This window comes from Nonomuraea sp. NPDC005730, assembly GCF_040630865.1.
In the GTDB taxonomy this organism is placed as follows: domain Bacteria; phylum Actinomycetota; class Actinomycetes; order Streptosporangiales; family Streptosporangiaceae; genus Nonomuraea.
The window spans coordinates 87,743-113,284 of sequence record NZ_JBEXYK010000004.1 but is presented as its reverse complement, the minus strand read 5'-3'; the positions used below and the strand labels follow the sequence as shown (position 1 = coordinate 113,284).

At 65.8% G+C, this 25,542-nt stretch carries 22 protein-coding genes; 18 read left to right on the top strand and 4 right to left on the bottom strand.

Features of this window, described 5'->3' with window-relative positions; translation table 11 throughout:
- Positions 1–2: 2 nt before the first annotated feature.
- The gene (locus ABZ444_RS07940; protein WP_357994166.1) at positions 3–371 is read right to left on the bottom strand and encodes a transposase; all 369 of its coding nucleotides are present in this window, start codon (positions 369–371) and stop codon (positions 3–5) included.
- 666 nt (positions 372–1,037) lie between these two features.
- Here ABZ444_RS07940 and ABZ444_RS07935 point away from each other — a divergent pair.
- The gene (locus tag ABZ444_RS07935; protein WP_357994164.1) at positions 1,038–8,633 is read left to right on the top strand and encodes a DNA/RNA non-specific endonuclease; all 7,596 of its coding nucleotides are present in this window, start codon (positions 1,038–1,040) and stop codon (positions 8,631–8,633) included.
- Positions 8,617–9,165: an SMI1/KNR4 family protein gene (locus ABZ444_RS07930; RefSeq protein ID WP_357994162.1), complete on the top strand. Its 549-nt coding sequence runs from the start codon at positions 8,617–8,619 to the stop codon at positions 9,163–9,165. The genes ABZ444_RS07935 and ABZ444_RS07930 overlap by 17 nt, the downstream gene beginning before the upstream one ends.
- 639 nt (positions 9,166–9,804) lie before the next feature.
- Here ABZ444_RS07930 and ABZ444_RS07925 read toward each other — a convergent pair.
- Positions 9,805–10,437 carry a 2'-5' RNA ligase family protein gene (locus ABZ444_RS07925; RefSeq protein WP_357994160.1) on the bottom strand — a complete coding sequence of 211 codons (633 nt, stop codon included), beginning with the start codon at positions 10,435–10,437 and terminating at the stop codon, positions 9,805–9,807.
- On the bottom strand, positions 10,434–11,690 hold the full coding sequence (locus ABZ444_RS07920) for a hypothetical protein (RefSeq protein WP_357994158.1): 1,257 nt from the start codon (positions 11,688–11,690) through the stop codon (positions 10,434–10,436). The genes ABZ444_RS07925 and ABZ444_RS07920 overlap by 4 nt, the downstream gene beginning before the upstream one ends.
- Positions 11,691–11,791: 101 nt before the next feature.
- Here ABZ444_RS07920 and ABZ444_RS07915 point away from each other — a divergent pair, with 101 nt between their 5' ends.
- From ABZ444_RS07915 to ABZ444_RS07890, 6 genes are all read left to right on the top strand, one after another.
- Positions 11,792–12,190, top strand: a complete 399-nt coding sequence (locus ABZ444_RS07915; protein ID WP_357994156.1) for a hypothetical protein — start codon at positions 11,792–11,794, stop codon at positions 12,188–12,190.
- Positions 12,187–12,459 (top strand): hypothetical protein, encoded by a 273-nt coding sequence (locus ABZ444_RS07910; protein ID WP_357994154.1) that lies wholly within the window; start codon positions 12,187–12,189, stop codon positions 12,457–12,459. The genes ABZ444_RS07915 and ABZ444_RS07910 overlap by 4 nt, the downstream gene beginning before the upstream one ends.
- A 613-nt stretch (positions 12,460–13,072) precedes the next feature.
- Positions 13,073–13,762 carry a GntR family transcriptional regulator gene (locus ABZ444_RS07905; protein ID WP_357994152.1) on the top strand — a complete coding sequence of 230 codons (690 nt, stop codon included), beginning with the start codon at positions 13,073–13,075 and terminating at the stop codon, positions 13,760–13,762.
- Positions 13,759–14,667 (top strand): aminoglycoside phosphotransferase family protein, encoded by a 909-nt coding sequence (locus tag ABZ444_RS07900; protein ID WP_357994150.1) that lies wholly within the window; start codon positions 13,759–13,761, stop codon positions 14,665–14,667. The genes ABZ444_RS07905 and ABZ444_RS07900 overlap by 4 nt, the downstream gene beginning before the upstream one ends.
- A gap of 217 nt (positions 14,668–14,884) precedes the next feature.
- Entirely contained in the window at positions 14,885–15,646 is a 762-nt protein-coding gene (locus ABZ444_RS07895; protein WP_357994148.1) for a hypothetical protein, read from the top strand.
- Positions 15,647–15,688: 42 nt separating this feature from the next.
- Positions 15,689–16,270 (top strand): DUF664 domain-containing protein, encoded by a 582-nt coding sequence (locus ABZ444_RS07890; RefSeq protein WP_357994146.1) that lies wholly within the window; start codon positions 15,689–15,691, stop codon positions 16,268–16,270.
- 45 nt (positions 16,271–16,315) lie between these two features.
- Here ABZ444_RS07890 and ABZ444_RS07885 read toward each other — a convergent pair whose 3' ends face one another.
- Positions 16,316–17,563 carry a hypothetical protein gene (locus tag ABZ444_RS07885; RefSeq protein WP_357994144.1) on the bottom strand — a complete coding sequence of 416 codons (1,248 nt, stop codon included), beginning with the start codon at positions 17,561–17,563 and terminating at the stop codon, positions 16,316–16,318.
- 450 nt (positions 17,564–18,013) lie between these two features.
- Here ABZ444_RS07885 and ABZ444_RS07880 point away from each other — a divergent pair, with 450 nt between their 5' ends.
- The 10 genes from ABZ444_RS07880 to ABZ444_RS07835 all read left to right on the top strand — a co-directional run bounded on the left by ABZ444_RS07880 (position 18,014) and on the right by ABZ444_RS07835 (position 25,535).
- Positions 18,014–18,181, top strand: coding sequence for a hypothetical protein (locus ABZ444_RS07880; RefSeq protein ID WP_357994142.1), 168 nt, complete (start codon positions 18,014–18,016; stop codon positions 18,179–18,181).
- 17 nt (positions 18,182–18,198) lie between these two features.
- Entirely contained in the window at positions 18,199–18,528 is a 330-nt protein-coding gene (locus ABZ444_RS07875; protein ID WP_357994140.1) for a WhiB family transcriptional regulator, read from the top strand.
- Positions 18,529–18,903, top strand: a complete 375-nt coding sequence (locus ABZ444_RS07870) for an RRQRL motif-containing zinc-binding protein (RefSeq protein WP_357994138.1) — start codon at positions 18,529–18,531, stop codon at positions 18,901–18,903. It abuts the gene before it with no gap.
- On the top strand, positions 18,900–19,094 hold the full coding sequence (locus tag ABZ444_RS07865) for a hypothetical protein (RefSeq protein WP_357994136.1): 195 nt from the start codon (positions 18,900–18,902) through the stop codon (positions 19,092–19,094). The genes ABZ444_RS07870 and ABZ444_RS07865 overlap by 4 nt, the downstream gene beginning before the upstream one ends.
- On the top strand, positions 19,091–20,071 hold the full coding sequence (locus tag ABZ444_RS07860) for a DUF2637 domain-containing protein (protein WP_357994135.1): 981 nt from the start codon (positions 19,091–19,093) through the stop codon (positions 20,069–20,071). The genes ABZ444_RS07865 and ABZ444_RS07860 overlap by 4 nt, the downstream gene beginning before the upstream one ends.
- Positions 20,071–20,436 (top strand): hypothetical protein, encoded by a 366-nt coding sequence (locus tag ABZ444_RS07855; RefSeq protein ID WP_357994134.1) that lies wholly within the window; start codon positions 20,071–20,073, stop codon positions 20,434–20,436. Before ABZ444_RS07860 ends, ABZ444_RS07855 begins: the two co-directional genes overlap by 1 nt.
- Positions 20,433–22,688: a cell division protein FtsK gene (locus tag ABZ444_RS07850; RefSeq protein ID WP_357994132.1), complete on the top strand. Its 2,256-nt coding sequence runs from the start codon at positions 20,433–20,435 to the stop codon at positions 22,686–22,688. The genes ABZ444_RS07855 and ABZ444_RS07850 overlap by 4 nt, the downstream gene beginning before the upstream one ends.
- A gap of 140 nt (positions 22,689–22,828) precedes the next feature.
- On the top strand, positions 22,829–23,047 hold the full coding sequence (locus ABZ444_RS07845) for a hypothetical protein (protein ID WP_357994130.1): 219 nt from the start codon (positions 22,829–22,831) through the stop codon (positions 23,045–23,047).
- A 32-nt stretch (positions 23,048–23,079) separates the two neighbouring features.
- A complete protein-coding gene (locus ABZ444_RS07840; RefSeq protein WP_357994128.1) occupies positions 23,080–23,976 on the top strand; it encodes a bifunctional DNA primase/polymerase in 897 nt (298 codons plus the stop codon).
- Positions 23,973–25,535, top strand: coding sequence for a YfjI family protein (locus ABZ444_RS07835; RefSeq protein ID WP_357994126.1), 1,563 nt, complete (start codon positions 23,973–23,975; stop codon positions 25,533–25,535). Before ABZ444_RS07840 ends, ABZ444_RS07835 begins: the two co-directional genes overlap by 4 nt.
- Positions 25,536–25,542: the final 7 nt, after the last annotated feature.

Genomic DNA, 25,542 nt, shown 5'->3' with positions numbered 1-25,542 from the left:
GCCTATCGGCCCATCGCCTCTTTGACCCACAAGACCACCGAGCGCTTGAGCACGTCACGCTCGTCTTCCAACTCGGCGCGTTCCTTCTCCCACGCCGCCTTCTCACGGGCGTGCTGCTTGGCCAGCTCGGCCTTCTCCCGCCGCAGTCGGGCCAGCTCTTCCTGCTCGGTCTCCTCCAGCGTTCCGCTCCCATCGCCGTCGCCGTTGTAGTGCTCGGCGAGCCGATCCATCTGCACCCAATTGTGCAGCGTGTACGGACTGATCCCCAGATCCCGCGCCACCTGCGCGACGGGTTTGCCGGTCTCCTTCACGATACGCACCGCGCCTGCCCGGAACTCCGGATCAAAGCGCCGCCGCGTGACCCCTGCCACGACCAAACCTCTCCCGGTTCGGTCTCCACGATATGAGGGGAAGGCCAGAGTCGACCTCCTGGCCGCTCTGACCAAATGGGATGCCAGCTACACGATCCGCTGAAGTTCAGCAGCGCACCTGCTCCATCAGCGAAGCAAATGCCACTTAAACCATCTCTAGGCTCACCTTCGGAGGCACGATCCAACACAAGGGGCCGATCAACTCGCGAATGCAGTGCCAACAGACCCACAATCGATCCCTCTAAAGAGGTCCCCGAGCTGCACCGATTCACGTCACTGTTGCAGCGGTAGCCATCACACTCCGCTGGCTACCTCGGATCTCTGTATCGGCCCGCAGAGGCGAATCCTGAGGTGACCAGCCATGGCACGCGTGCCCCTTTATGTCACTTCTGTCGGCTTCCATCCGGAATGTTGCGCTCCGTACCTGCCAGGTAGCCTAAATAGATCTTGTTGCCTTGATCTTCCAAAAGTTACGCTTCGCCTGTTTGGCAACATGCTCCGAGCCGCACGGGCCAAGGTGTCTGTCTCCTCCTTGCCGGGTGGGGTGGAGTGACGTCCGGCGTCCGTAGGGCCGCCCCTCGTTGGTTCGGAGCGTGACGGCGTATGCGCCGGAATTTGTCATGGGCTCGTTCATCACGCTTGTTGACCGGCGTTGCCACAGCGGTCGTGACGCTGGCACTGCCGGGCCTGGTGCAAATCTCCCTGATGCCCACCCCGGCTTCGGCCCTGGTCAGCGGCGAGACGTCGGCCACTGCCCAAGGGGCGCTCGACATTCCGCAGCAGATGCCGGGGTCCACGCAGGCCTTGCCTTCACTGGTCCCGGCTGGAGTAACGGCGGCGCAAGAACCGAAGACGACCAGAGCGTCGAAGCGCGACTTGAAGCCCGCCAAGGGGGCCTCAGGGCCGGATGCGGCGCCGCGCGGGCAGAGCACGCGCGGTGACGACAGGCTCGCTTCCCCTGGTACTGCGCGGGCTGAGGCTTTGGACGCCGCCGCGGCATCGGTCCCGGCTGTCGACGACATGTGGCCGCTGAACGGGGCTCAAGTCGGCTCCGTGACACCCACCTTGGTCGGCCATGGCACGGGAAGTGATTCGGGACTCCGCTATGCGTTCAGCATCTGTGAGATCCCTGAAGACGATGGGATGAGCCTTCCGGACTGGCTCGGCGGATGCGGGACCAACCCGGCCGAGCCGACGCGTCCCATTACGTCAGGACAGCTGCCCGCAGGCGTGAATTCCTGGAAGGTCCCGGCAGGGAATCTGAAGTGGGGTCGCTCGTACTCCTGGAAGGTGACGGTCTCCGACACAACCGGCAGTTCCTCGACCTCGCAAGAGCGGTTGATCGTCATCGGCGCGCGGCAGCCGTCGATCGGCGCGCAGCTGGCCAACCGGGAGGCGGCCGGTCAGGAGTTCCAGGCGCTGTCAGGCAACTACACCACCACGGTAGCGGACGCCTCCGTGGCGACGGTGGGGCCCGCGTTGTCGCTGGTGCGCTCCTACAACAGCCTGGATGCCCGGCGGGACGGCTTGTTCGGGGCGGGCTGGTCGACTCGCTTCGACATGAAGATCGAGCCGGAGTCGAGCGGGGCGCTGATGGCGACCTATCCCGATGGGCGCCGGCTGCGTTTCGCGCCGAAGGGGGACGGCACCTTCCAGGCGCCACCGGGCACGTACGCCACCTTGGGCGTGGTGCCGGGCGGCGGGTGGAAGCTGATGGACAAGTCCTCGACCGTCTACCATTTCAACGCCGCAGGACGCCTGACGAAGATCGTCGACGCCCGCGGCCGCAGCCAGAACCTCACCTATGGCGCTGACGGCAAATTGGCCAAGGCCACTGGCGTCGGCGGCCGGTCGCTGACGTTCACCTGGAACGGCGCCCACGTGGCCACGGTGTCCACCGACCCGGTGAACGGTGCCGCGCTGACATGGACCTACACCTACGACGGCGACAAGCTGACCACCGTCTGCAGCCCAGGAACGGCGCCGAACTGCACCACCTACGGGTACACCACCGGGTCTCTCTACCGGGGCATCGTGGAAGACGACGAGCCGGTCGGCTACTGGCGTCTGGGCGAACCGGTCATGCAGCCCACCCCCACCCCCACGGCCACGCCCGATCCTTGTCAGATCTCCCCTCGACTGTGCCAACCACAGCCCACCACCGCAGCTGACAGCCTCGGCTGGGGGGCAGAGGCAGCGGCCTACACAGGTGTTTCGCTGGCCCAGCCAGGAGCGTTGACAGGGTCCACAGACACCGCTGGCGGCTTCAACGGGGCATCGCAGATGCGGCTGCCGGACAAGGCGATCGCCCGGCTGAACAACCAACTGTCGCTGGAGTTGTGGTTCAAGACCGGCACGTCTGGAGTACTTGCCTATGCTGCGCCTTCCCAGCCGCTCGCCATTCCCGCTGGTGCGGCGCTGGCAGGTAGGGGCGGCCGGTGGGGAAATCCGCTGCTGTACGTGGGCACCGACGGTAAGCTGCGCGGCCAGTTCCGTGTTCTGGCCGCCGACGGCAGCGAAACCATCTCTCCCATCACCACATCCGCAGCGGTCACTGACAACAATTGGCATCATGCGCTCCTGTCCGGCGCCGGCAACGCCCAGACGCTCTACGTTGACGGCGTCGCCGTGGGCACACTGAGCGGCGCCATTGACCACAACTGGCTGGCATACGCGACGATCGGCGACGGTGTCACCTCCTCCGATTTCCCCGCCACCAAGCCGGAAGACCCGGCCACGTACTACACCCCGTGGGGCTTCACCGGCCAGATCGACGAGGTCGCCCTCTACGACCGGCCCCTGGCCGCCACTGAGGTGAGTGATCACTACGGGGCCCGGCTGGCGGCCCCGCACCTGCTGAAGAAGATCACCTTGCCATCGGGACGGGTGTGGGCGGACAACACCTACGACGATGCCAGGGACCGGCTGCTCACCCACACCGACCAGCACGGCGGCACCTGGAAACTGAGCGAGCCCACCCCTATCGACACGACCAACGGCAAGTCCACAGTCACCATCACGGACCCCAAGGGCGAGACCACCCGCTCCGAACACGACGCCTGGCGCGGCTACCGGACCATCTCCCATACCGATCAGCTCGGCCAGAAGATCACCTACGTCTACGACACGGCCGGCTACCTGCACCAGATCACCGACCCCAACGAGGTCGTTACCGATCTCAGCTTCGACAAGCGCGGCAACCTGCTGTCCGAACACCAGTGCAAACGAACGACGAGCCCGCTGCCAGTCCCGGATGAGGACCCGTTCTTCTCCTGTCTCCGGCTCGGCGACACCGCGATGATCAAAGGCCAGCGCTGGTACGAATACCACGTCAACAAAGACAACGACTTCGATCCCCGCAACGACCGGCTGGTAGCGGTCCGGGACGGCCGCTCGTCCAGCGGCACCGACAACACCTACGCCACCAGATTTGAGTACAACTCCTACGGCGAGCAGACCAAGCAGACCACCCCGGCTACCCTCGACTTCCCCAACGGCCGCTCCACCACCGTCACCTACACCGACGGCACCGAGCCAGCCGTGGGCGGCGGCAACGCCCCTGCCGGCCTGGTCAAGAGGAGCACCGACGCCAAGGGCAACGACACCACGTTCACGTACAGCACCGCGGGCGACCTAGCTGAGCAGACCGCCCCCAGTGGGCTGATCTCCGCGTTTGAGCACGACGTGATGGGGCGGACGACCGTCCAGATCCAGATCTCCGACGCCGAGCCGAGCGGGGTGAAGGAAACCTTCACATACGACGCCGCCGGTCGACTGGCCACCCAGACCGCCCCTGGAGTCAAGAACGAGATCAGCGGCGTCACCCACACCGCGAAGACGACCTACACCTACGATCCGGACGGCAACCTGCTCACCGAGAACGTAACCGACCTGACCGGCGGCGATCCCGCGCGCACCACAACCTCGACCTACGACGCCTATGGCCACCAGGAGACCAGCACCGATCCGGAAGGCGGCCTGATTCGCACCACCTGGGACAAGCTTGGCCTCCCGGTCACTGTCACCGACCAGCTGGGCTCGGTGTTCGGCTACACCTACACCAAACGGGGTGAGCTGGAGAAGCGCACTCTGAAAAACTGGATCGACAGCCCGGTCACCCCCAAGCCTGCCAAGGACATCACGCTGGAGTCGTTTTCCTATGACCCCGGCGGACGTCTGGCCGCCCAGGCCGATGCGATGGGCCGCAAGGCCTCATACACCTACTACGCCGACGACCGCCTTGCTGAGGCGATCGGCGTAGACGTCAAACTGAACGGTTCCAGCCTCCCGAAGAATGTGGTGCTGGCAACCAACACCTACGATGCAGCCGGCAACCTCATCAAGAAAGTTACCGGCAACGGCATCACCACCACCGGCTACGTCTACGACGCGGCCAACCGGCTCACCTCGACAATCCTCGATCCGGCCAACCTTGCCCGCAAGACCGCTTATGTCTATGACGCCAACGGGTTGATCACGAAAGAAACCCTTACAGGGGCGGGCAGCAGCAGGGAAGAGATCGTTGAGAACTCCTATAACGCCATCGGCGCGGTGATCAGACAGAAAGTCGAGAACGGGTCTCAAGATTTGATCACCACCTGGCAAGTGGATGACCGCGGGCTCATCACGGCCATGACCGATCCCCGCGGCAACGAAGATGGAGCGACAGCAGCAGACTTCACTACCACCCGCCGCTACGACCAGCTCGGCCGACTGATAGAGACCACAGTGCCTGCTGTTCAAGTCGAAAGGGCAGGTGTACAGGCAGTCACTGCGAGGCCGACCATGCGGGCCGGCTACAATACCTACGGCAATCAGACGCACATCGTCGACGCTGAAGGTCGAACCAGCACCACCAGCTACGACAAGTCTGGACGAGTTGCCTCTCGGACCACGCCTGCCTACACGCCACCAGGCAGCGGCATCACAGTCACCCCTCAGACAGCCTTCGCATATGACAACGCAGGCCGCCTGATCCGCATTACAAACGCGCGCGGACACGCCACGACCTTTGAACACGATGCACTGGGGAACCAGGTCCGCGTCACCAACCCGCCTGCCGGCCCAGGGCAGACCGCCGGGCAATGGGTTTCGGAATACGACCTTGTCGGTGAGGAACTGGCCGTCATAGACCCGACCGGCGCGCGCACCCAGGCAACATACGACGACCTGGGGCGGCAAATAACGCATACTGAGGTCGAGCGGAAACCGGCCAACGCCGCCTACATCACCACAATGACCTACAACGATGCGGGCGACCTCACCAAGCGGACCTTACCGGGCGACAGGACCACCAGTTATGAAGTGAACGCCGCTGGCGAAGTCACGACTGTGACCGACCCAATGAACGACATCACAGCGTACACCTACGACATTGCAGGTCGTGCGGCCAAGTACAGCAACCTCACTGGCAATGCCACACTCGGCGAATACGATCTTGCAGGTCGGCTCACAAGTGTGAAGCGATTGGACAAGAATGGCACCATCGCTCGCACCGTTGGCTTCAGCTACGACTCCGCCGGCAACGTCATCCAGTACACATCTGGTGAGGGGCACGTGACCCGGCGCAGTTACGACGCCACCAACATGCTGACCAAGCTCATCGAACCCATCTCTACTGACGAGTCGATCACCACGAGCTTTGGCTATGACGCCAACGGTGCACCTACCCGTGTCACCGACGGACGTGGGAACGCCACATGGACCACCTACAACAGTCTCGGTCTGATCGAAACTCTCACTGAGCCTGCTACGACCGCCCACCCCGGACTGGCCGACCGCACCTGGACACATGCCTACGACGCCACTGGAAACGAAACCGCACTTATCAAGCCCGGCGGCGTACGACTGGATCGGCAATTTGACGCCCTCGACCAGGTGACAAAAGTTACCGGCTCTGGGGCGGGAATCGTCTCAGAGGACAAAACCTACACCTATGATCTCAGCGGCCGTCCCATCATCGTCAGTGGTCAGTCCCTGGAATACAACGACCGCAGCCTACTCACCAAGGTAACCTCGCCGGCCAGCGGCACCAGCAGTTTCGCCTACGACGCAGGCGGCAACCCTACCCAACGCGTAGATGCGACTGGAACGACCATCTTCACCTGGGACAAGGACGATCGACTCAAAACCGTCAACGACCCGGTGAGCGGCCGGATCAATACCTACGATTACGACAAGGCCGACCGGCTCACCACAATCACATCTGCCAATCCGGCCAACACGCAGGCCTACACCTACGACGCACTGGATCGGCCACTCACTCATACTCTGAAGAACAGTAGCGGCGCCCAACTCGCCAAGATCACTTACGGATGGGACAAGGACGACAACCTCACGTCCAAGACCACCGAAGGGTTGGCCGGCGCGGGAACCAATATCTACGGATATGATCACGCCAACCGGCTTACCTCTTGGACAGGCCCGGACGGCAGCACCACAACCTACAGTTGGGATGCCTCTGGCAACCGCATCAAGGCCGGCGACAAGACCTTCACCTACGACGAACGCAACCGGCTCCTCTCCGGCGACGGCAGCACCTACACCTACAGTCCGCGTGGAACTCTGGCCAGCCAAACCAAGAATGGGAACACGCGCACTCTCACTTTCGATGCTTTCGATCGGCTGATCAACGACGGCGCCGCAACCTACACCTATGACGCCTTCGACCGCATGGCTACCCGGCAGACAGGCGCCGGTCAGCAACGCTTCGTCTATGCCGGACTCGACAATGATGTGGTCGCCATCACCGATCAAAATGGCGTCATCCAATCCTCGTTTGGCCGCGATCCTGCAGGTGACCTGGTCAGCATCAAAGAAGGCGGCAATCCCGCCATGGGCGTGCTCGCCGACCACCACCAGGATGTAGTCGGTACCTTCTCGGGTACCGCGCTGTCCGCGACGACTGCCTACAGTCCATTCGGTGAAGTCGTGGCACAAAGCGGCAGTAAACCTAGCCTCGGTTACCAGAGTGAATACACTGATCCTGACACCGGTGCTGTCAATATGCACGCTCGCTGGTATCAGCCCGATACGGGAGCCTTCACCTCTCGTGACAGTTGGACTCTCCCGCCCTCCCCGTCGGTCCAGGGGAACCGTTACACCTACGGGAACGGCAGCCCGCTGGTCAATTCAGACCCGACCGGGCATTGGCCATGGAATCCGAACTGTTGGAAAGTAAAAAATCCGTTGGATGCCCTCGCGGGATTGGTGTGCGATGTCCTCACTGACGCCCCGCCGAACGGGGCTAAGCAGTCCGACAGTCAGTGCATGCCGAACGACAAGCGAGCGGTCTGCGGCTACAAGCCGCCCAAACCGGATCCGTGTGCCGAATTCTCCAACGCATGCCCCAACAATAATCGTGGTAATCACGACCCAAAAAAAGGCACCAAAAAGCCCAAGGAGCCGACCGGCAAGAAGCCGTCTCCTCAGCCCGGCCCTCCAAACAACTATCATCCACCCACTCCTCCAAGCCCGCCGTCCCCTCGTCCTCGCCAGAAAAAGAGGGAGCCTGTCCGCAAGCCCAATATTCCCTGGGGACATTTTTGCGGCAAAAAGTGCATGATCGACGGCAATCTGCCGCTAGACGAGATCTGGCCTGTCGGTATTGATTACACAGGATTCGGTGGCGTCTGGTTCCTTGACGGCGACGGCCCTGGATTCGTTGAACTACCATCCCGACCGACAACAGAGCCACAAGACGATCAGCAGCCTGCTCCGGCTCCCGATGAGGAGCCAGCACCAGATCCTCCGAACGGAGGCTATGAGAGCTCTGGATGCGAGCCCAAGATGGAGCATTATATCGATCCTCGCGACAAGCGCCCAATCGGAGGATTTGCGCGATATTGCAGTCCATCGGACCTCGAGAAAGGGTCACCCGTGGGCGAGAATACCTACCCTAGGTATTGGGTCAGCAACAATCCTGCACCGGATCCCAGAAAGCCAACAGTTCGCCGCTACGCCAGGTGCCATATCATCGGCAATCATTTAGGCGGATCGGGGACTAATGTCGATAACCTGGTTCCATGTCTGCAGACCGTGAACAATGGCCCCATGAAGCGATACGAGAACGCAGCTAAAAAGGCAGTTAGGGAGGCGGCAGGTAAAAGCAGGGTAGACTATCGCGTGGAAGTTAGATATGATGGCAGAAACACGATGCCAAGCAGATTCCGAATGACGACGTCAATCGACGGCGAAGTGGTTTCCGACGAATGCATCCACAATGATTCAGATCTAACGGTGACAGATGGCTACTATTGCTGACCTCGAAAGTCTGATTGGCGCTCCACGCAAAACTGCACCCAACAATGATTGGACCGCGATAGAGGACGAACTGGGCCTACGCCTTCCGAGTGACTACAAGGAGCTCATGGCCAGATATGCCAATCTAAATCTGGACGCGTTCCTGGGACTGTATATAGCTAACCCGGGCTGCATACCAGGTGGATTGATGCGTGAAGCCACGCTAGGAATATTGCACGACCTAGGACCTCATGAGGATGAAGAATTAGAGGTCGTGGACGATCAAGGCAACGTCCTCGAAGCTCGCTATTTCCAGCATTATCCCAGCCCGGGAGGGATTTTCCCCTGGGGAGCGACATTAAATGGCGATGTATGCCTCTGGGAGACCTCCGGCGATCCCGAATCTTGGAAAGTATGCATTTCCGACGGAACGCTTCTCTGGCGACATGACGGCGGTATATTGGATTTCCTTGTCCGCGCTAATCAAGGGCGTCTCTCGTGTCCCCTGCTGCCTAGATCCGGAACTCTCGATCGCACCTTCCGTGATGAATAGAGCAACAGTCGGCTCGGCGGCATAAAGGAAGTGTGCGTCCCCCTTCTGTGATCACGCATGTCTTGTCCGCAGCATCCAGGCAGCGGTGCGCTCTCGGCAGTGCGTGACCATCGCTGTGGAACCAGACTGTTGGCTCGACGTAGCAGCGACGTGATGGCTCCCGTACGAACTGGCCCGCTGCAGGAACCGATCGGCCCGCCACGCCATCCCTCGTCCAGTCTCATGGAGGGAGTAGTCGCTGCTCTAGACGTGCTGCTGGTCCAAGCAGGGCCTCATCATGAGCAACCAGTTCTCGCGGACCGACGGTCATCGGGATGTTCCTCGATGTCCGCTGCCCTCCTGGCGAGGCCCGGATGGCACAGGCGGTGTCCTGGCGTCGGGAGGGAGCACAAACGGAAGGATGGCGCTGCGGGACAGTGCCCTTGAGAATCCCGATCTCGACTGCTCGGCTGAACCGCAGAATTCGCGAAAACCGATGATGAAGGCACAACTCCAGGTCAGGCCCAGTACGACGAAGTTGCTGATGCCTCATCAATCCGCCCAGCAGAACGCCGCAGAATCTCGCAAAAGGATATTCCGCAGGTGACGCGGGCGCGCATGGCTCGGTTTCGACAGCCGCACACCGCCGGTGCCAACGTCTCACGAGGTACCGAGTTGCACTCGCGCCAGAGGACGCCAGTCCCAGACCGTCTCGGGCCCATCCTGGTTCACGATGTGGATGTTGTTGATGGTGATGTGGCGCTCGGGAAGCTGCTTGCCGAGCGCTTCGATTATGGGGGCCGCCGGGCCATCAGCGCTGCTGTAGGCAACAGTGACGTGCGGTACCCATGCTGCATGAGCAAGAGCGCCATCGCGGCCGGTGGCCGCCCGTGTGGCGAACTTAGCTGCTTCCAACAGCGGCCTAAGACGGTCCGTCGGCCGCGCCTCTAGGACCACCGCCTCTGGGTGGTAGAGCACACGCCCCAGCGAGACAGTGATGGGCGCGATCCGGGAAAGTTGAGCCGTGGCCTCCTCGGCCATCACGTTCACCTGGTGATCCGTGATTTCGTGCGAGTAACCGGCGACCAACGTGGTGAGGTGGATGAACTTCTGCGGCACTAGGTCGAGGCCGGGCAGGCCGGCCAGCCGGTCGTGAGCCTCTTGGACGATGGCCTGCGCTTCGGGATCCTCTCCCAGGAGGACGTGCCAGTAGAGCTGGCCCTGGCCTGGCGGCAGCATGAGCGCTCGTCGCTTCTCCCAGCGGTTCACCATCCGCGTTGGCAACGGGCTCACGCATCCTCCTCGACAGGGGCGGGCAGAGCCCGAGCGGAGTTGAACGTCTTGATCTGTTCGCGCAGCGTGGTCACCATATCCGAGCCGCGGAACCGAGGGGCGGCCAATCGAGCATCCATCCGCACCAGGTAGTTGGTGATCGTGGACAGTCGCTGTTCGGGCGGCAGAGACAGGGCTGGCGTCACCTGTTCGGCGGCAGCGTCCAGGTCCTCCAGCATCACGTACGCGATGCCGGCGCCGAAGCGGACTTGTGCCCAGGTGCCGGCCACCCAGGGAGCACCGTTGGCCCATGCGTCGTCGGCCGCCGCTGCCGCCTGCAGTGCTGCGGCATGGTCGCTCGCTTGGAGAGCCACCGACAGGGCGTACAGTGCCCGCCTGGGTGCTGGGCACGACCAGGGCGTCACGCCGGAGTCGCTGGCCACAGAGCCAGCTGCCTCGTCCGCTCGGTGAAGGGCCTCTCGGGCTCGGTCGAAGTCTCCGAGCAGGCTTGCGGCGTTCGCCTCCTGGCTGGCGAGGAGCACCCGGAGGGGCGTGGGCGGGCTGCATTCGTAGCCGCGTCTGGCCGCGTCGGCAGAGACGGCGTACCGGCATCGCCACCGCTCGGTCTTAGCCTGGGCGCTCAATGCCGCCGCCTCGCTCGCGCCGGCCTCTTGGGCGGACAGGAGGGCGGCTCCACCGTGGACGACGGCTGATTCGTCGTCGTACAGGTCGCCCAGCAGGATGCAGGCGTGGGCGAGGAGTTCGGCGTCGATCTGGAACAGCTCACGCGTCTGGTGGAGCCGCTGCTTGCCACCCCGCAGGAGCCCCAGCACTCGCCGGTGCAGGCGCAGTACATCGGCGAGTAGCGGCGCGGGTGCGGTCTGGGTGTGACGCTGCGTCAGGTGGTAACGGGTCTCGTCAATCATGGCGATGGTGCTGTTGCCGACGTTGGTCTGCTCGATCCAGGCTGTGTGCTCGATCAGGTCACCGCTGGTCGGCAGCGTCCCCACCAACTCGCCGTCACGGTCGAAGAGGACGGCCTCGTCCATGCCGAACACGCGGCAGTACAGCAAGGGGTAGGGGTCCTTCGGGCGGCTGTTGCCCGCTTCGTGGTCTTTGATCCTGCGGACCACCGACTCGAACTCGGGCAAGGCGATCTCCTCGCCCGCCGCCAGGAACAGGTGTCTGGCCAGTTGCTTCTGTGACCAGCCGCGCTGACGTCGCTCATCACGAATGCGTTCGGCCCACCGGGGAGTTCTGGCCTGTTCCAGCATGCCGTCGCACCTCACCACCGAGTTGGGGGACACGGTCGCCGCCCCCAGTGTCCCCCAATCACATCTGTCTACGCGTCGTTACTCAGCGTTGTGATGGATTCGTGTACTGGGACACGAATCACCTAGACGCCGACACCAAAGCCGGGCTGGACGAGCTGCTGAGGGCCACTGCTCAGAGCGTTCGCCAAGCCTCTGCACTGGCGGCGCTCATACAGGACTTGCGGGACCGCCAGCTCTCCGTACTGCGCGGCACCTATCCGGCCTGGGACATCGCCCTGGAGCTCGACTCCACGGAGAGGCTGTGGTGGACCGCCGTGCCGAACCGGTCTCTGACCGTCGAGTTGGTGGCGGAGGGGGTCATGCGCATCGTCAGGTGCGAGGACGCGATCGCACTCGCGGCGGCCTTGGCCTGGCAATCGACACTGATCGGCAACGTCGAGAACGCTGCAGGACCTCCGCACATCTATCCGGCTCGCCAACTGCAGGGGCGGCCGGCATGACGTCGACGCTTGAGCAGGCATGTGAGCTTGATCTGCGCGGTGCGTTCAGGCGCTTCTACGTCTGGTGCGACAACGCGGGTCAATGGCATGCGAGGCCGCTGCCCAAGCTGACGGCCGGCGAGGTCGCCTACGGCGTCCTGCGGGAGCTGGTCGCCGACTCGCCCCTGCAACTCGCCTACAGGTGCACCTGGCAGCGGAGCCGTCGCAAGGTCTACCGGTACGTGAGGCAATACGGCGCAGGGGAACCGGAGCATGTCCCCGCCTTCTGACGAGCCCGTACCTGAGTGGGAGCCGTACCTGCGCCCTCCGAGGGACCGCATCCGGATCACGGAGACCTCATGTTGCGGTGCTCTTGAGTGGGCCTGCCAGGGCGGACAGTTCCTGATCCTCCGGCGCACCTCTACAGGCCAGTACGAGGAGACGGCCAGAGGGCTGTACCGGCACGCGCGGTCCGTCTGGGAGGCGCTGCTCATCCTTCACGAGGACGAGCACAAGCGGAAGGTTCGGGCTCGGATGGCTGCTCGTCCCAAGAAGCGTGGCCAGGCGCTGCCGGGCAAGGCCACGTGAACCGCCACCAGAGCAACTCTCTTGGAACAAGAGAGCTGATCCAATCTGCGGTGTTCCGCGGCAAAGTGCGAGCCGCCGTGGCCGCGATGGCCAGCGAGGGGTCATGGGCTTGGATGCTGGGATAGAGGATTCTGCGGATTGCGCGGCAAGCCCGCCAAGATCGGCGCCTGCCACCAGCGTGGACAAGCTGGTTCCGTACGGCGTCCCCTCGCCACGCGTAGGGAAAGACCAAGAGGGACATGGTCCGCGAAGCTTCGCCAGCGGCCATGTCCCCCGCCCTACCCTAGAGACACTGTGCCTCGGCGAGGGAGCGCGATGAGCAAGGCGAAGGACGCCCGTATCTACGTCCGAATTGCAGACGACATCCGCAATCGCATCCTCCAAGGTGATCTGCCGGCCGGTGCCATGCTGCCCTCCGAATCCACCCTCGCCAGCACATACGGGGTGGCGAGAGGGACCGTACGTCAGGCGGTCGCCGAGCTGGAACGCTCGGGGCTGGTGGCCAGCGAGGCCGGCCGCGGCCGGCGCGTGAAGAGCGAGGACCCCACAGCCCCGCGGGCAGCGACGACGCAGTACGAGTCGATCGCCGAGACGCTCCGAGGGCGCATCGAGAACGGCGAGCTGGTGCCTGGCCAGCAATTGCCCGGAGAGGCCGCAACAGCGGAGGAGTTCGGGGTGTCGAAGGGCACGGCCCGCCAGGCGCTGCAACTCCTGGCCGGCGAACGGCTCATCACAGCCGTCCACGGCAAGGGCTGGTTCGTCGGCGGCCCCGAGCACGCGCAAACCCGAGCCGACGCGGTCGCCGCCGAGTTCCGGCAGGACATCTCCACAGGCAGGCTCGCTGTGGGGTCCGTCCTGCCCGGAGAGAACGCACTCGCTCAGGAACGCGGCGTCGGCCGCATCACTATCAGGCGCGCCTTCGCGCTGCTGGAAGCGGAAGGAGTCATCGAGAAAAGGCCCGGCATGGGCCGCGTCGTCAAATCACGAGCCGAAGGTGACACGTGACCGTATCCCAGACGCCCTCGATCCCCTTCACCACCACCGAAGCACTGGCGACCCTGCACGAGACCTGCGAGAGCGCAGGACTGGCCAGCCAGGACGCCCGCCTGATCCGCCTCGGCGAGAACGCTCTGTTCGCACTCCCCGCCGAGCAGGTGGTCGTGAGGATCGCGCGCAGCATCGAGGTGCTGGACGACGTACACAAGGAAGTAGCCGTCTCGGCCTGGCTGAACGACTCCGGGATACCGGCGGCGAGAACGACGGCCCACGACCAACCACTCATCGTCAGAGGCCACCCGGTAACGCTCTGGCACCTCATCCCCGACAGCGGCTCGCATGCGACCCTCGACGACCTGGCCGGCATCCTGCGCGTGCTCCACGGCCTGGCCGTCCCCGCCGACCTGGAGCTGCCGGCGATGGACATCCTCAGCCGCATCTCTGAACGCATCAATGCGGCGTCCGTCCTCACCGACGAGGATCGAGACTTCCTGCTGACACGGCGATGCGAGCTGCAAAGCGCGTACGACGAGCTGACCTTCCCTCTCACGCCGTGCGCAGTCCATGGTGACGCGCACAACGAGAATCTCATCCGAACCGTCGACGGAAGGGTCCTGCTCATCGACTTCGAGCGCTTCGCGTTCGGCCCACCGGAGACGGATCTCGCTGTCACGGCCATCGAGCACACCGTCGGCTGGGGAACGCGCACCGAATATGACCGGTTCGCGGAGCGGTACGGATTCGATGTTCTGGCCTGGGAAGGCTACCCGGTGCTCAGAGACATCAATGAGCTGAAAATGACGACGTGGCTCATGCAGAACGTCGACGAAGACGCGGCCATAGCCCGAGAGTTCCGCAATCGCATGAACTCGCTACGGAATCCCGACGCACCTCGCCGCTGGCGTGCTTTCTGACGTCGATGTCCTGGACCGGGAGATGACCGCCTAGCCAGAGCACAGTACGGGTGCCACTTACTCGAAAATCAAGGTCGATGTCCGGGGCTCACGTGCCGTATCCGACATGTTGTGACGGCTGTCAGTCGCAGGGATGCAATGCCCCTCTCCAGCAGCCTCAGCTCTCGTCGCTCAAGATCACCGATAGGGTGCGCCAGAAGCAAAAGGAGCCCCTGACGTGTCACCCTCAGCCCCGTTAGCCTGGCTGGCGGCCCTCGCCGCTGCGGCCTACCCCACCTGGGACACCTGGAAGACCAGGTTCGACTGGTCCTCCCTGTTCACGGCCGCCGACGTGCCCGAGCAGTACCTCGCGCAGTTGCACTACGAAGGCTTCACCGAGGGCGTAGTGAGCTGCGTACGTCCGTACGACGCGATCGACCACTCGCCGTTCCTACCGCTGCGCGACGACCTCGCCACACTCACCGAACTTGCGACGACCTGGGCCGTGCCCCTGCTGGCCGTGCTGGTCGCCCTGATGCAGCGGCATTCGGCGACGGCGGGACCGCGTGCCGCCTGGGTGCTGCTGCTGATCGCGCTCGCTCGGCCGCTCTCGGCCGACTACCAGGGGGACAGCATCTGCTCGGGCTCACTGCCCATGTTCACCCCGGACTGGTTCGAGGCTCTGTCCGGCGGCTGGGGACTCTGGGAGTTGTGCCTGCTGGCGGCTGCCCTGCTGGTGCTGCTCGCATCGCACTCCCAGGCGATGCCGATCTCTGGGCGGCGTGCGCTGACGACCGTCATGGACGCCCTGGTGGTGTACGGGCTGGTGGCCCTCGCCCCGCTCCTCACCGGGGACGAATCCCTACGCGTCGGCCTGCTGTATCAACTCCAGTTCGACGGCCTCCGCGATGCCCCTGCTCGGCTGCTGGTGCTCGTGCTGCCGCTCGGCTACCTCCTGTGGAGATACGGCCGGCCACCTCGCCACGGGTACGACAGCTAATGCGGTGACCATGAACGTTCACCGGGTGGACAACGCACCGGCTTGACCGCGCTCACGTTGATCCACGCGATTGCCGATCTCGTTGTTGTATGGTCTGACGTCGGCAAATATCGCGGGGAGGGCAAGGCCGTGGAGCGCGAAACACTGGTCGGCTACCTGGACTCGCAGCGCAAGCACGTCCTGGGCATCCTGGACGGCCTTGGCGAGGAGCAACTACGCCAGGTGGTGCTGCCGTCCGGTTGGTCGCCCCGCGACCTGGTGCACCATTTGACCTGGTCCGAGGCGCTTTGGTTTCGCGGCGCGATGACCGCCGATCGCCAGATCATCGACACGCTCGTGGTCGGCGAGTTCGGTTGGAAGGTCCCCGAGGAGTTCTCCGGTGCGGACGTGCTCGCGCGGTATCGATGGACGATCGAGCAGTCGAACATGGTCATCGGGGCGACGGCGATCGATGCCGTGCCGGCCTGGTGGCCGACGAAGATGTTCGGTTCGGGGTCATGGCGCCTGGGGTCTTTGCGCGAAGTGCTGATGCACGTGATCGTCGACACTGCGACGCACGCCGGACAGCTCGACGCGGTCCGGGAGCTGATCGACGGACGGCAGTGGCTGGTCAACGACGACTGACCGGCCGCAGGTCACTGAACCCGGCGAACGTTAGCGGTCACCGCACTAATCGCTCTCCGACGAATACTTCCGGGCGACGACGGCGTTGAACTCCGCCACCAAACCATCGTCCGCGTACGCCTTCAGGTCTGCTTGTAGGTCTCGGATATACCGGAGATAGCGCTCCGACTTGAGCGGCCCGGCGAGGTCGATGGCCTCCAGCGCGACGGCCGCGGCCTGCGACGGGTCGCCCATGTGCACGTGGCTTGCCGCCTGGACCAGCCGGTCGAAGGCGAGGGTCCGCACGTACATCGGATCGCAGAGCCCGACCGCCTGGCCGACGAACTCCATCGCCCGGAACGGCTTGCGAAGGTCGCGGTAACAATGCGCGCCCTCGCTGGCCAGTTCGGCGGCGTCGAAGTACCCGACCCACGAGGGGTCATCGTCCACGTTGCGCTTGGCGAACCATTTCTCCGCCTCAAGCAGGGCTCGCGCACAGGCGGCCTCATCGCCATTCCCGGCGTGCGCGCGGGCTTCCATGGCGAAGAACAGGGCCATGGGCGTCGCGGTGGACGCGTTACGGCAGCCCTCCTGCGCCGCACGCGCGAGTTGAATGGCCTGGTCGTAGCGGCCTAGGTAGTTGGCCTGATGGCTCATGTCGGCCAGGATCAGGCCGCCCAGCATGCGATCTCCGGACACCTGGGCGAGGCGCAGTCCTTGCAGGAAATAGCGTTGCGCGAGCCCGTGTCGGCCGAGGTCGTACGCCGTCCACGCGACCAACTCCGTGATTTCGGCCGCCGCCGCGTACAACGCCCGCCCTACCGTCTCCTCGAATTTCCCGTCGAGCATGGGAACGACTTCTCGGTGGTAATACTGGACGAGCGCTGAACGTGCATGTCCGCCCCCGAATTGAAAACCCATGCTGGCGAACAGCTCTGTGGTGGCGCGAATGGTCTGCACGTCCCACGGGCCGACAGACGGGCGCGCGTGCTCCCGTACCAGCACCGGTTCCGGCCGCGACAGGAGCCACGCAATGAGGGACTCGTTCCAGGCGTCCGGGACGACCACCGACTGAAGCGCCACGGGATCGTCTGCGAGGTCACGCCGCGTCAGGCCCAGCAGCCGACTCCCCACGTCGGAGATGCCGCCGCCATGAGCCAGCGTGCGTTCCAGCGTCTCCGGAGTCACGACGCTGGCGAACCCGATGTCGTCCAGCGTGAAGGTGACCCCGGCCTTCCTGCTGAGTGCTTCCGCGATGAAGCGCGCGGTGGCAGGCCGTGGCTTCACGCCGTCGAGCCAGCGTTTGACGTCCACGTGCGTACAGCTCAGGGTTATGCCCTCTTCTTGCGCAATCTGTCGCACTCGTGAAGCAAGTCCCGAATTAGAACAATCGGCACGCCGCATCGCATCAGCAAGCCCCACATTGGGCATTCGAGACATCTTCACCTCCACATGTGCACGCCTCGGCAATCATGGCGCGAACACGGCCTTAAACGCCCGCTTTCCCGAGAAATACCGGCCCGCGTTTCTCCTGCTCAGGGCTTGAATCACCCCCAAAAAGCACCCCCTGTGCATTCAGTCCCGATCATGAGCACAGTGTTGGGGCGGCACCCAGCGAGGAAGGCTTGAGTCAGCAAGAGCGGGCGAGCCAAGCACCGCGGGACTCCAACACAACCAGTCCCTCACACTTGACTCTCCGTAGCTATACATGTTCTATGTCTCTTAGGACTTGCTCGACAGGTCCTCGAACCGAGAGGTCTCGTCATGCTCATCCGTCCGCGCAAGGTGCTCCCGACCGTCCTGACGATCTGCGCCGCGCTCTACGCCCTGAAGGACCCGGAGGGCGCGGCGACCATCGTCAAGGCCGCCGCCCACCTGGTCATGAGCGCTTCGGAGTCCTTCGCCCGGTTCGTCCACACCATCAACAAGTGATCGCAGAAAGAGACGCCGTGACTCAGAACCCGAACCGCCCCATCCACCCGGCCCGCATGTCACTCGCCGAGATCGAAGCCACCTGGCAGGCCGACGGCGGGGCGCCGCTCTCCGAGTGCACGTACGACCCCGAACTGCACACCGGACCGCGGCTCACCATCGAGAGCACCGAGGAGCGCGCCGCCCGCGAGGCCGTCGCCCGCGAGGTCTGCGCCACCTGCCCCGCCCTGTCGCTGTGCGAGCAGTACGCGAGGCGCACCCGCCCCACCTCGGGCATCTGGGCCGGCCTGCCGGCCGCCGCCCTGACCACCTGCACCACCGACCTGGCAGACATGGAGGTGGCCTGAATGGCCAGCCGCATCCGCACCCGCTTCTGGGACCCGTCCGGGGCCCGGTACGGCATCCCCACCTACCCACGGCACCTGGTCCCGCCGCACATGCTCACGCTCCACCAGCTCGCCGCCCAGGGACTACGCCCTGGCCCTCAAGGCGCACAGGCCCAGGCCCTGTGGCGCGGCCGGCGTCCCGGCCCGCCTCGCGTTCGGACCGTTTCCCTGTACGACGTGCGGTTCGCCCTGCCGAAGCGCACCCCGAGCCCGCGCCGACGTACCGACATCTTCAAGACCAGCCGGACGTGCCCCGAGTGCCTGAGCGACGTCGGCTACGTGCTGCCGCGCCACCTCGGCGTGTGCCTCGACTGCGCTGAGGAGGTGGCCGCGTGAGCCGCCGCACCCTCGACACCTCCGGGCGTCCCGGCGTCACCATCCACGGCGAGAAGCTCCCGAGCCTCTACCAGCCGGAAGCCGGACGCGACGGATGGCTGGAGGCCGACCGCAAGCGCGGCATGAGCCGCAGCGGACGCCCCACCCGCGAACGCCGCCCACGATCCACCCAAAGGAAGGACACACGATGACCGCCTACGAGGCCACGCCTCGCCCGTTGACCGAGGGCGAACGTACCGCCATCTCCACCACCGCAGCCGTCACCGGCGCCCTCGGACTCCTGGGCTTCGTCAACAGCTTCGAGCGCGTCGCCACGGCGGCCGAGCCCTCCTTCGGATGGTTCGCCTGGACCGTTCCACTCGGCATCGACCTGGGGATCGCGGCGTTCTCGGCGCTCGACATCGTCCTTGCCCGCCTCGGCATGCGCCTGGGCTGGCTCCGCTTCATCCCGTGGGCCCTGACGGCCGCGACGGTCTACCTCAACGTCGCGGCCTACCTCACCACGCCAGGACCGACGGACTGGTTCGCCGTCGTCGCGCACGCCCTGCTGCCGCTCTTGTGGGTCATCGCCATCGAGGTCGGCGCCCACGTCGTCCGCAAGCACGCCGAGCTGGCCAGGCCGGACCACATGGACGGCATCCGCCGCTCACGCTGGCTGCTCGCCCCGCTGGCGACGGTCTCCCTCTGGCGCCGCATGGTGCTCTGGGAGATCCGCAGCTACCCGGAGGCTCTCGGCAGGGAACGTGAACGCATCCTGGCCCGCACGGAGCTTCAGGACCGGTACGGCCTGCTGTGGCGGTGGAAGGCCACCCGTCGCGAGCGAGCGCTGTACCGCCTCGGCGAACTCACACCCAGGCACATGCAACTGCCGGTCGCGACACTCCCGGAACTGGAGGCTCCCAGCACCGCTCTACCACCGGCCGCTCCAAGGCGACACGGCCGTGGCCCCAGGCGACCCCAGAACACGACGTCACCGAACGTAGGAGACCTCTTGCCGCTGGGACGGCATATCGCCGCCGACCTGATCTCACAGGGCGAGCCCCTCACCCGTGACCGCCTCCGCGACGCCATCCGCAACCGCGGCCAAAGCATCTCGACCGACCGCGCCGGCGCGCTCCTGGCCCAGCTCAAAGCGGAAGGCCCCGTACCCGAAGGTGAGGCCGCCTGATGAGCCTGACCGTCACCGGCACCCGGATCAGCTCCGACCGGTGCCTGAACGTCGCCGAACTCGGCGCGGGCGGATGGACCGTCACCGGCTACCCCGGACGCCTCTTCGACCGCGACGAAGCCGCCACCGCCATGCTCCTGGCCGAACTGCTCGCCCTGACCCTGCCGACCGAACTCGACATCGCCCAAGCGGACGGACCGCACTCGCCGACCGCTGACCACAGACCCACCGACCGCCCGGACGAATCGCGGTCCGACCGCACATCGTCCCTGACCGTCACGTGGGGCGCGGCCTCATCCGCCAAGACAACGACCGCGCCCCGGGACCCCACCACCCATCAGGCAGCAGAGGTGCCTTCATCATGACTCACCGACCGGACGACCCCAACCACCACCCGGACGAGGACGACACTCCAGGCCGGTCCGACGAACCGACCCCGGACCGCCAGGACGGCAAGGGCGCGGACATCGTCGACCTCGACGCCGCCCGGTCCGGACGCCACTCCGACCGCTCCCAATCGGACCCGAATAAGCCCGCGCAGAACGACGCGGACGGACCGGTCCTTGACGGCGAGATCGTCCGAGTGGACCAGCCCGGTCCGTCCCGGACCGACTGGCGGGCGAGCCTGGAACGCAAGGCGACCACCCGACAGCCGATCATCCCGCTGTGGCTGCGCTCCCGCTCCGAGGCCGTCGAGACCATCCGCTGGGCGAGCCTCCACTACCTGCACGTCGCCTGCTACCAGACCCTCCGCGCCCCGCTCTACGCCGGACGGCTGACCGTCCGCGCCCCGCGCGGCTTCGTCCGCCTCGTGAACGGCATGGCGCGGTGGACGTTCGACCTGGAGGGCGAGCCCGCACGCGTGGCGGCCGTCCGCAAATCCGACTACGAGGGGTACCTGAAGCTGAGCAGGCAACGAGACTCACGTGTTCGGCTGCGGGTCTGGATCACCGGGACGATCCTGATCGCGCTGCTGGTCCTGGCCATCGTCGCGGCCAACGAGCCGTCCGCCGCCCGCTGGGGAGCGCTCGCCGTGACCATGGCCGTGCTGGGCCTCCTCGGCAAGCCCGCCGACCGGCCGCTCATCAACCGGGCCGTCATGGCGTCCGAGGTGGAGAAGCTGACCAGTGACATCGTGGTCCGCGCGCTGAGCGTGCTCGGCATCGCCGGCATCACGCAGGCCCTGTCGAAGAACCCCAAGGAGGCCATCCGTTTCGTCGCCCCGATCACCCGCGACGGCCCCGGCTGGCGCGCCGACATCGACCTGCCGTACGGCGTGACCGTGGCCGACGTGCTGGACAGGCGGAAGCAACTGTCCGGCGCATTGCGCCGCCCGCTCGGCTGCATCTGGCCGGAGGGCGACCCGTCCGTCCACGAGGGACGGCTGATCCTGTGGGTGGGCGACAAGGACCTGTCCAAGACCATCGTGCGATCCCCGCTCAAGCGGGCCGGCTCGCACGACGTGTTCAAGGGCATCCCCTTCGGCAACGACCCGCGCGGACGCCTGGTCACCGTGCCGCTCATCCAGCACAACGTGCTGATCGGCTCCCAGCCCGGCCAGGGCAAGACCTCGTCCATCCGCGAGCTGGCCGCCGGAATCGTGCTCGATCCCACGGTCGAGGCGTGGTTCCACGAGCTCAAGGGCACCGGCGACCTGGACCCGTACGACAAGGTCTGCCACCGCTACGTCTCCGGCATCGAGGACGAGGCCATCGCCTACGCCGCCGACTCCCTGACCCTGCTGCGCAAGGAGGTCATGCGCCGCTCGGCCGCGCTCAAGGCCCTGCCCGCGGACCTGTGCCCGGACAAGCGCGTCACCCGGCAGATCGCCGACAAGCGCTCACTGGGCCTGCATCCGCTGGTCTGCATCATCGACGAGTGCCAGAACCTGTTCGCCCACCCCGAGTACGGCGACAGGGCAGGCGATGACGCCGAGTTCATCATCAAGCTCGGCCGCGCCCTGGGCGTCGTCCTGATCCTGGCCACCCAGCGCCCGGACCGCGACAGCCTGCCCACCGGCATCTCCGCGAACGTCTCCATCCGCTTCTGCCTGCGGGTGGCCGGCCAGCTTGAGAACGACATGATCCTCGGCACCTCGGCCTACAAGAACGGCATCCGCGCCACCGTCTTCGTCCCGGAGAAGGACGCGGGCACCGGCTACCTGGTCGGCGCGACACCGATGCCCAAGGTCGTCAAGGCCGCCTACCTCAACACCCCGGAAACCCAGCTCATCGCCGACCGCGCCTACGCACTGCGCAAGACGGCAGGCACGCTCACCGGCTACGCCCTCGGCGAGACGCCCGAGCCGGCCGCGCCGACCTTCGACCTGCTGGCCGACATCCTCGCTGTGGTCCCGTCGTCCGAGGCCAAGGTCTGGAACGAGGTCGTCGTGGATCGCCTGGCCGAACTCCGGCCCGACATCTACGGCGCATGGGCGGCCCTGGAAGGCGGGGCGAAGACCGCCCAGCTCACCACCGCGCTCAAGCCGTACGGCGTCCGCACCATGCAGGTGTGGGGCAGCCCGGAGGGCGGCGGCAAGGGTGCCAACCGCATCGGCATCGCCCGCGACGACCTCACCACGGCCATCACCCTGCGTGACAAGGGCAAGGCGTCGTAGCTCGCCCGATCGCCTCTAGACCTAGAGGCGCATCCCTCTAGGTCTAGAGGCTCCCCTAGAGCCCGAAACCGTGTTCTATCTGGGCTCTAGCACCTAGAGCCTGACCAGCGGAAACCCTGAAATCGGCCCCGGAGGCCCTCATGGCCAGCGTCATCACCCTTCTAGCAGCCTGCCTACCTTTCGTCACTCTCAGCTACATCGTCGTGTGCCTGGCGTCGCCCTGGGGCCGCTGCACCCGATGCCGTCCCGGCGGCAAGAACCGCACCTGCCGCGCCTGCGAGGGCACCGGCAAGCGCCCGCGCCTCGGCTGGCAACTCTACTTCTACGCCCGCCGCCTCCACCGCGACGGCAACCACTGATGCCACCCACCTGCTCCTCTCAGGAGACCCACATGCGCGACCTCACCCGCTACGCCTTGGCCGCCGCCGCCCGCGGCTGGCACGTCTTCCCGCTCACCTCGTACGGCAAGCGCCCGCTGCCCGGCTTCACCGCCTGGGAGCAGCACGCCACCACCGACACCGCCCTCATCCGCCACATGTGGGCCCGCGGCCCGTTCAACATCGGCATCGCCTGCGGCCCGTCCGGTCTGGTGGTGCTCGACCTGGACGTACCAAAGCCCGACGAGCACCCGCCATCCAACTGGGCGCGCCCCGGCATCAACGACGGCGCCGACGTCCTGGCCTCGCTCTGCGAGCAGGCCGGCCAACCGCTGCCACTGGAGACCTTCACGGTCCGCACCCGACGCGGCGGCACCCACCTCTACTTCACCACCCCGGCCGACACCGACCTCCGGAACACCGCCGGCAGGCTCGGCTGGAAGATCGACACCCGAGCTCACGGCGGCTACGTCGTCGCCCCCGGCAGCCACGTCACCCAACGGGACGGCAGCGGCTCCTACGACGTCCTGCACGACCCAACTCCGGCCACGCTTCCAGCCTGGCTGACCGAGCGTCTCAGTCCTCCCCCGCCGCCCACGTCCAGCGCGTCTGCGGGGGCAGTGCTGGCCGCCTGCGGCGGGGACCGGGCAGCCGGGTACGCCCTGGCGGCACTGCGCGGCGAGGTCGAACGAGTCCTGGACGCCGTCCCCGGCATCCGCAACGACACCCTCAACCTAGCGGCATTCGCTCTGGGCCAGCTCATCGCGGCCAGCCTGCTCCCACGCAACCTCGCCGAGGCGTGCCTGCACAACGCAGCCGAGGCCATCGGGCTCGACTTCCGCGAGGCGTTCAACACCATCCGCTCCGGGCTCGACAGCGGCCTACGCCGTCCAAGGAGGGCAGCCGCTTGACCACCAACGGACGCCCCACCGCCGAAACCATCCTGAGCAACCTCGGTGCCGCAAAGCAGCTCAGCGAACTGCACAATGCACCCGCGGCTTGGGAGCCGCCCGCGCCACTCGGCCAGCGCGGCGACCTCCCGACCTTCCCAGTACACGCCCTTCCCGGCTGGGTCGCCGACCACGTCAGCGCCGTAGCAGAGGAGACACAGACACCGCTCGACCTGGCAGGCTGCGTCGCCCTGGCCGCGCTGTCCACCGCGGCCGGCGGACGGGCAGTGGTCAACGTCCGCGGCTCATGGGTCGAGCCGGTGAACCTGTTCGTCCTGGTCGCCATGCCACCCGGGTCACGCAAGTCCGCCGTGTTCCGCGCCATGACGAGCCCGCTCGTCCAAGCGGAACGTGCCCTGCTCAGCCGTATCGGTCCGCAGATCACCGAGGCTGAAGTCGCGCGTCGCCTGGCCGAGGACCTCGCCGAGAAGGCCGCCCGCGCGGCCAGCTCGGCACGCGGCGAATCCGCCGCCGAGGCGATCGCGGAGGCCCAGAGCGCAGCCCTGGCCGTGGAAGAGATCAAGATCCCGGTCAAGCCACGGCTGATGGCCGACGACGTCACGCCCGAGTCCGCCTCCACCATCCTCGTGGAGCAGGGCGGACGTCTCGCCGTCCTGTCCGCCGAGGGCGGCATCTTCGCCACCCTCGCCGGCCGCTACTCCGGCACACCCAACCTGGACCTGTTCCTCAAAGGCCACGCCGGAGACCCACTCATCATCGACCGCCGAGGCCGCAGCGAACGCGTCGACCAAGCCGTCCTGACCATGGGCCTGGCCGTCCAACCCGAGATCGTCTCCGACATCGCCACCATGCCCGGCTTCCGCGGCAAGGGCCTACTCGGCCGCATCCTCTACAGCCTCCCGAAAAGCAACGTCGGCTACCGCAACGTCGACGCACCCACCGTCCCGGACCACATCGCCGCCCGCTACGACGCCAACCTGCAACGCCTCACCATCGACATGCACGACTGGCACGACCCCGCCCAACTCGTCCTGTCACCAGAAGCTGCCGAGATCTTCACCGAACACCGCCGAAGCACCGAACGCCGTCTGCGCCCGGACTCCGGCGACCTCGGCCACATCACCGACTGGGCAGGCAAGTTCGACGGCGCCGTCATGCGCATCGCTGGCCTCATCCACCTGGCCGGCCGCGTCGAAGACGGCTGGCGCCACCCAATCACCGCCGACACCGTCAACGCCGCCATCACCATCGGCCAGTACTTCATCGCCCACGCCCTGGCCACCTTCGACGCCATGGGCGCCGACCCCGACCTCGAAGCCGCCCGCGTCGTGCACGCCTGGCTGCAGCGCACCAACCCGCAGCGCTTCACCGTCCGCGAAGCCTTCACCGCCCTACCACGCAACCGCTTCCGCAAGGTCGCCGAGCTGGAGACTCCGCTCGACCTTCTGGAGCAGCTCGGCTGGATCCGCCGCGAGCCCGAACCACCCAGGACGGGCCCCGGCCGCCGCCCATCACCGGCCTACGCCGTCCACCCAAGCCTCCACCAGCAAGCAGCTTGAGAAGGAA

Coding starts and splice junctions, on each gene's coding strand:
- ABZ444_RS07930 (WP_357994162.1), top strand. CDS start 8,617: ATGGCTACTATTGCTGACCTCGAAAGTCTGATTGGCGCTCCACGCAAA.
- ABZ444_RS07920 (WP_357994158.1), bottom strand. CDS start 11,690: ATGCTGGAACAGGCCAGAACTCCCCGGTGGGCCGAACGCATTCGTGAT.
- ABZ444_RS07910 (WP_357994154.1), top strand. CDS start 12,187: ATGACGTCGACGCTTGAGCAGGCATGTGAGCTTGATCTGCGCGGTGCG.
- ABZ444_RS07905 (WP_357994152.1), top strand. CDS start 13,073: ATGAGCAAGGCGAAGGACGCCCGTATCTACGTCCGAATTGCAGACGAC.
- ABZ444_RS07880 (WP_357994142.1), top strand. CDS start 18,014: ATGCTCATCCGTCCGCGCAAGGTGCTCCCGACCGTCCTGACGATCTGC.
- ABZ444_RS07870 (WP_357994138.1), top strand. CDS start 18,529: ATGGCCAGCCGCATCCGCACCCGCTTCTGGGACCCGTCCGGGGCCCGG.
- ABZ444_RS07860 (WP_357994135.1), top strand. CDS start 19,091: ATGACCGCCTACGAGGCCACGCCTCGCCCGTTGACCGAGGGCGAACGT.
- ABZ444_RS07855 (WP_357994134.1), top strand. CDS start 20,071: ATGAGCCTGACCGTCACCGGCACCCGGATCAGCTCCGACCGGTGCCTG.
- ABZ444_RS07850 (WP_357994132.1), top strand. CDS start 20,433: ATGACTCACCGACCGGACGACCCCAACCACCACCCGGACGAGGACGAC.
- ABZ444_RS07845 (WP_357994130.1), top strand. CDS start 22,829: ATGGCCAGCGTCATCACCCTTCTAGCAGCCTGCCTACCTTTCGTCACT.
- ABZ444_RS07840 (WP_357994128.1), top strand. CDS start 23,080: ATGCGCGACCTCACCCGCTACGCCTTGGCCGCCGCCGCCCGCGGCTGG.